This window comes from Bradyrhizobium sp., from assembly GCF_049581145.1.
Classification (GTDB): domain Bacteria; phylum Pseudomonadota; class Alphaproteobacteria; order Rhizobiales; family Xanthobacteraceae; genus Bradyrhizobium.
Genome location: NZ_JBAURI010000067.1, coordinates 1 through 6,327, shown reverse-complemented (window position 1 = coordinate 6,327; position 6,327 = coordinate 1). Strand labels below are relative to the sequence as shown.

Below are 6,327 nucleotides of genomic sequence, written 5' to 3'. Positions count from 1 at the left end.
GAGGCTGATTCGGCACGAAAGCGACCTCGAACGCTGTTGAGCTCTCAAAGACACTAACCGTATAATTTGCGATGTCCGATATGCTCTCGTCACGCTTGAATCTTTCCAGCGCAACCGAGCCTGCCATCAACTCTTTGCCAGTCATCGAAAGTACCTCCTGAGCCTGCGCTGTGCAAATTGCAGCGGTAAGGACGACCAAGACGACTATAGCTTAATTAATGCGCTGCAACGTCGCCTCCGTCGGACACGAATGCCCACGACATTCCCGCTCCAACTTAACTTCTCTCATGGTGGGCTTCGGGGGGTGCCTTGAGGTGAATCTTTGCCTGGTTGATACCTCAAGAAGACACCGCTTGGCGTGCCTAGATAGCCCGTGAATGGTCCCGATTGGCACCTACGGCATCAGCATTTAGCTCATCAAGGACAGCTTGGTCTGTCACTGAAAAATTGTCACTATCGAAGTCGTGCTTAGCCGGATTACCTGTTCGAATAATAGCACCGGTGTCGGGATCTTTGACTGAATAGCCGCCGTGCGTGTGGTAAAGCCCAACATCATTCGCAGTGGCGTCGCAGAAAAAAGCGCGCAGTGAACGCAACGATGTCGAAGAACGTGGCCGCCGCCCCTCACGGCGCCACGCTGGTCACTGTCGATCCAGTCAACCGGCCAAGGGACCAGTTGGTGGTGTCGTTGGCACAGGTATTGATCGTGGCCTTGCTGAAGAAATCTCCGTCGACGATGGGACCATTGTTGCGCGGGGGGCTCTCCAAAGACACAGCAACTGAGGGTCGAAAAAGCTCTGCGCAAAGGTTCCGTCCCGCGAAGACAAATTGCTGTGTGGCGCTATTCGATACTCCGCCGAGCGTGGCGGTCTTACCGTCGTCGTTCGGCGCGTTCGGAGGATTCTTGTTCTCGATCGTCCTGAAATGTTTCGGCATCATGGCAGAATCCAGCATGTGAATTCGTGTTTTCGATCCGACCTCCACGCCGGAAGAAGTGGGATCACGTTTCGGCGCTTGCAGCGCTGATCGATTTCCTGCAAGGCATGGTCTCGGCTCGAGCCGGCCACGGCTAAGGTCTCGGCCGGTCACGAGCGATGGCGGCTGGTTGCGCTGGTCACGCGCCCGGGAACAGAAAACCTTGCATCGGGCCTGATCGGCGTTGATTGCAAAAGCCGCAGCGTTAGGCTGTCGACTGGTTCAAGAGAGTAGCCCCGTCGCCGATGCCTAACCGCACCACGTTGTTGAGCAGCTATCCGGGTTTTGCCACCAGAGATATCGAGCAGGCCCGCGATCACATGGCGAGGCTGTTTGGTGCAACCCGGCTGGAGCCTGCCCCGCGGGGCATCGAGCGGGTCGGCATCAGTGCAAATGTTCTCCGCCTGCGCGAGGTCTCTCTGGTCTGGGCGAGGCACGCCGGCCCGCTATCGCTCGCTTTTGCCGGGGGCTCCTTCATCCGGCAGTATTTTACCATCGGCGGCAGGGGCAGGTTTTCCGCCGGCGCGCTGTCCGGCGAGATTTCAGTCCGCGCGCCGAGCCCGGTGATTCCCGCCTTCACGCCGGTCGATCTCGACTTCGACGACTACAATCAATTGGTGCTGCGCATCGAGCATACGGCGCTGACCCGCTATCTCGCCGTGCTGCTGGGCCGGGGTTTGAACAAGGAACTCGTGTTCCATCACAACGCGTCAAACCCGGCGCTCAACAGCCTGCGGCGCTCGGTGTTCCTGTTCGTATCCGACTACAATGCGCGCGGCAAAAACCTGTCCGAGCTGGTCACCGCCGAGACCGAGCGCATGCTGACCATGAAGTTCCTGATGAGCAACTGGCACAATTATACCATGCTGTTGCTGCGGCAGCCGCCCCGCTCCGCGCCGTCGGCGGTGAGGAAAGTCGAGGAATATATCGAGGCCAATTGGGACAAGCCGATCGATATCGAGGCCATGGCGCAGGTCGCCAACGTCAGCGCCAGAAGCCTGTTTCGTGCATTCAAGAAGGAGCGCGGCTGTTCGCCCGCCGCATTCGCCAAGCAGATCCGGCTGAACCGCGCGCGCGAGATGCTGGAGCGGGACGACGAACCGTCGATCATCCAGATCGCCTACAAATGCGGCTTCCAGAACGCCAGCCATTTCGCCAAGGACTTCAAGCTGGCGTTCGGCGAGCTGCCGTCGGAAGCATTGAAGCGGATGAGCGGTCGGCGGACCTGATCACGCGATGACGCTCTCATGGTTACCACATCGTTTCGATCGGATGTGATGCCGTGATGCCGGGCGGGCAAAGGCGCCCTTCGCGCCGTGCCCAGCTTCTCCTCGTGCACCGAACATAGCGGCCTCGCCGCCGCCTTCGCGCTTGCCGCGGCGGACAAGTCCAGCCCCGCTCGGCGAGCGACGCCGAGCGCTTTGCCCGCCCATCTGCGATCACAACTTGCCTGGCTTTCGAGACGCGCTCACGCGCGTCGCGCCGACTTGCAACAGGATCTTTACCCGAACAATTCAAGGTTGCGCCAAATTCGCAAGCGTTGCGTAAGGGGGACGACCATGAAAAGGATTGCGTTGATTGCGCTGGCCACCGCAGGCCTCGCCGGGCCTGCGCTCGCGGCCGACCTCCCCGGTGGTTACTTCACCAAGGCGCCCCCGATGGTCGCCGCCATCTACAATTGGGGTGGCGTCTATGTTGGCGCCAATGCCGGCTGGAGTGGAGACAGCAGCTGCTGGGGGCTGGTCAGAAACGGCGCGGCCAACGTTGCCCTCGGCTGCAGCCGAAGCAATGGCGTCGTGGCGGGCGGCCAGCTCGGCTATCGCTGGCAAGCCGACGCCTTCGTGTTCGGTGTCGAGGCGCAGGGCGATTGGGCCGGCTTGAAGAGCTCCAATATCAGCCTGGCCAACAGCCTCGTGACCAACCAGAGCAAGATCAACGGGCTCGGCCTGTTCACGGCGCAAGCGGGCTATGCGTTCAACAATGTCCTGCTCTATGTGAAGGGCGGCGGCGCGATTGCCGCGGACGAATATAATGGCTTCGGGACCGCGACCGGGGTCGCTTTCGATCATGCCAGTGAAAGCCGCTGGGGCGGTGTGGCCGGCGCCGGCGTCGAATACGGCTTCCTGCCGAACTGGTCGGTCGCCGTTGAATATGACCATTTGTTCATGGGCAATGCCAGCAACAACTTCTTCTCGACGGGATTGGGAGCGGCCAACACAGTGCCCGCTGGCGGGCTCGAGCGGGTCGTCAACATTCATCAGGATCTCGACATGGTCACCGCACGGATCAACTACCACTGGGGTGCCCCGGCGATCTCGCGATACTGATCGGAACCGCTGTTTTCAGATCTGGACCGCTGACGAAAGACGCGGCCTGCGCCGATGCATCGTTGCCTGGCATGGCGCGAGCCAGCTTGCTTCGTAGCCAGCCCTCATTGATCCCTGATAACCCGCCCCGCTGCAGGATGCGCAACCGCGCTTCCAGCTCGGCTCGATAACAGCGCAGGCTTTCGGCGACGGCTGGATCGAGTTCACGACTGAGCAGCTTGCCGCACTCCGCGATGCCTTCGCGCAGATCCTGTTCCGCATCGCCGCCATCACGCATCGCGTTCCGCCTCCGACCGTCGAACAACGACGCGGCACGACAGCGCGTTTCAGCAGGTGATCCCCGAGATCGGCCTCCTGGTTAACACATCGCAAACGAACTCAACGCTGGGCCGGTCCGCGCCGATGGTCGGGTCGCCGCGCCAGCACGCGTTCGCCGGCTGCGGTCAGGGCACCCAGGGTCTTGTTGCCGCGCCGGGCGCAGCGGATGATCCTGGTCGCGACCAGCTTGCGCAACGCGTGGTCCCCGCCATCCAGCCTGCGTTGGCAGACTCTTTCCAGTGCAACATTCATGTTCGCAACTGTTCGTGTGTCAAAGCCGTCCTCGATCATGCGTCCAAGCTCCGCGGTGGATTGCAAAGGCATAGCGATGGTCACAAGCAAGCCGGCTTCCGACAAGGGTTCCAACCTGTGCAAAACGGGCAACACCCGGCGTGTTCCGTCATCCGGAACCGGAGTTCCGACTCCACACCGTTCATGATGCGCGCTTATGGTTGGGTCGATCCGGGGCGGTGCGGCTTTTTCATCTCGGAAGAATTTTGAGCCCGGCGGCCGCTGACGATTTCGTCAGCGGCCTTTTTATTGGCGCGCCGGCACGCCGCAAACACCATCAGCAGAAGCGAGGCCTGAATTGGACCTGGTTATCAGCTCGTTGCCGTCGCGATCTCGCGTGGAGCGGCCAAACCAGGGTCGTCGGACGTCATTCGGGCGCGCCGCCATCGCTCGATGGGACGTTCGACGTAGATCACGAGACAAGCGGCGCCGACGACCGAGACGATAGCCGGAAGCAGTCCGGGATATTGCGGCCAGGGCACCGGCAGGAAGTCGCGAATGAACAGCATGATCGGCCAATGCGCCAAATAGAGGGGAAAGGACATATCCGCCAGAAAGCGATCGACCTTCCACGATCGCGTGAGCGCGAACACGTGAGGAAGCAACGCCGCGAAGGCGAAGAGATAGACAAACGAATTCACAAAGCCGCGGATCAGGTCGAATTCCAGCACCGTGCCGACAACGACGGCAAGGATGAGACAGGAGGCGATCCTGCCTGGCTGCCACGGCAGCAGTCGTGAAATCCGGTACGTAGCGACGCCCAGCAGGAAGAGCCCGATCTCAAACGGAAAAAACCGGTAGTTCCAGGGGTCGACATCGTGCCCCATCGCATACCAGGTGAACCGCGCGACGAACGACGCGGCAATGATCGCGAAGATCGTGCGCAGCCTCGCATTCACGAGAAACGGCGCCAGCAGATAGAACGTCAATTCCAGTTCGAGGGTCCACGCCGGACCGAGCGTCAGGGTTCGCCATACCGAGTATGGCGATGCGACATAGTCCATCGTGTAGTGGAGCGTGCCGCCATAGTGGAATTCGAGCCAGTACGCCTGCGCCGAACCGAAGATGAAGAAATTGGTGAAAATCTCGTAGAGGATGAGTCCGTGCGGCGGCGGATAGGTGAAGTAGGCGACCCAATGCTTGGTCAGCAGCTTGGCAGTGACCGCCACGACGATCGATATTCCGAGCACGGCCCAATAGAGAAAGTAAATTCGGGCGGCGCGGTTGGTGTAGAACAGGAAAAGGCCGTTGGGATGGCTCTTGTACTTGTTGTCCCACACGAGCGCGATCAGAAATCCCGAGATGATGTAAAACGACTGCACCGCGAGCAGGCTGCCGAGACCGACCGTGTAGGGAAGGTTGCCGACATGCGCCCCAACCACCGCGAATGCCAGCAGAAAACGAATGAGTCCCAAAACCTGATTCCCCGCCCGGGACCAACCTCAATCGCCGACGTTTCCCGCACGCATTGACGACGCGCCGCCGGCAAACCCGCGCCAAAACAACCGGCGATGCTGAACGATCCGAAGACTACCATCGCGGGACTCGTGCAGCAATATGGCGGCAGGCGGCCAAATAGCGGCGTCATCGGAGCAATTTTCCGGAAAGGTGGACACCGGCTCGCGTGAAGAAAATGCGGCCGATGATCAGTGTTTTTCCGAAGCTTTCCGGATCTCTTCGCAGGGGATGCCGACCGTGTAGACATGAATGTCTGCGACCATGCAGTGCTCGGGCTTGAGCGCGAGCAGTTCGCCTGCCTCCTGGCTGTCGAGTGGCCGGGAGAACCTCACCACGATGCAGGGGTATTCGGCGGCAAGCTTTGTATAGTTCAGTGGCTTGAAATTCCTGGTCAGCACCTTGGTGTAGAAATCCTGGTCCAGCAGTGGCGTGCCGTAGGTTCGCGCGTAGGCTTGCGAAAACCGGTCGACCATTTCAGGCGTACCCAGTGTCATATCAGCGCCATGATTCATTTCGTTTTCCGGCGCGCGCACGAACATGCTGGACACGTCGGCGCAAGCGGGGCCGGCCGTCACCACAGCCTTCGACAGCCTTGCTCCCATCTCGTTCAGGGCAAGCCAGCTGGCCGCCTGGGTCTGGATTTCGAGCAACGTCGTCGCAATCAGGACGATGCAGATCAGGCCGGCAGCGCCGTTGAGCAGGCGCGGCGACAGGGCGGGCCACAATCTCCGAGTCTCGATCACGGTCAGGACCAGGACGCCTCCGGTCAGCACCCAGGAGGCAAGCATGTAGTGCAGGGCGAAATGCTTGGAGGTCGCCACCAGTTGCGCCGCAAAGACGAGAAAGGTCGCGAGCAGCGTCAGGCTCACCGGATCGGTGTAACGACGGCTGGTCGCCAGTTGCCCCAGCGCCACAACCGCCCCGGTCACGAACACCGCGAAGACGATCGGAGCTCCCT

At 60.8% G+C, this 6,327-nt stretch carries 7 protein-coding genes; 3 read left to right on the top strand and 4 right to left on the bottom strand.

Annotation, left to right across the window (positions count from 1 at the left end; all coding sequences use genetic code 11):
* Positions 1-598: 598 nt before the first annotated feature.
* From WCB02_RS01920 to WCB02_RS01910, 3 genes are all read left to right on the top strand, one after another.
* Positions 599-958 carry a hypothetical protein gene (locus WCB02_RS01920; RefSeq protein WP_423955761.1) on the top strand — a complete coding sequence of 120 codons (360 nt, stop codon included), beginning with the start codon at positions 599-601 and terminating at the stop codon, positions 956-958.
* Positions 959-1,220: 262 nt separating this feature from the next.
* Positions 1,221-2,204 carry a helix-turn-helix domain-containing protein gene (locus WCB02_RS01915; RefSeq protein ID WP_423955758.1) on the top strand — a complete coding sequence of 328 codons (984 nt, stop codon included), beginning with the start codon at positions 1,221-1,223 and terminating at the stop codon, positions 2,202-2,204.
* 330 nt (positions 2,205-2,534) lie between these two features.
* Positions 2,535-3,302: an outer membrane protein gene (locus WCB02_RS01910; protein WP_423955756.1), complete on the top strand. Its 768-nt coding sequence runs from the start codon at positions 2,535-2,537 to the stop codon at positions 3,300-3,302.
* Here WCB02_RS01910 and WCB02_RS01905 read toward each other — a convergent pair.
* From WCB02_RS01905 to WCB02_RS01890, 4 genes are all read right to left on the bottom strand, one after another.
* Complete coding sequence (locus WCB02_RS01905; RefSeq protein WP_423955754.1) at positions 3,262-3,579, bottom strand: hypothetical protein; 318 nt, start codon at positions 3,577-3,579, stop codon at positions 3,262-3,264. The two genes, WCB02_RS01910 and WCB02_RS01905, sit on opposite strands and share 41 nt — an antisense overlap.
* A 101-nt stretch (positions 3,580-3,680) precedes the next feature.
* A complete protein-coding gene (locus WCB02_RS01900; protein WP_423955752.1) occupies positions 3,681-3,911 on the bottom strand; it encodes a hypothetical protein in 231 nt (76 codons plus the stop codon).
* A gap of 311 nt (positions 3,912-4,222) precedes the next feature.
* Positions 4,223-5,326, bottom strand: a complete 1,104-nt coding sequence (locus WCB02_RS01895; protein ID WP_423955750.1) for an acyltransferase family protein — start codon at positions 5,324-5,326, stop codon at positions 4,223-4,225.
* A gap of 231 nt (positions 5,327-5,557) precedes the next feature.
* Positions 5,558-6,327 (bottom strand): hypothetical protein (locus WCB02_RS01890; RefSeq protein WP_423955748.1); only part of this gene is annotated, 770 nt, incomplete at its 5' end.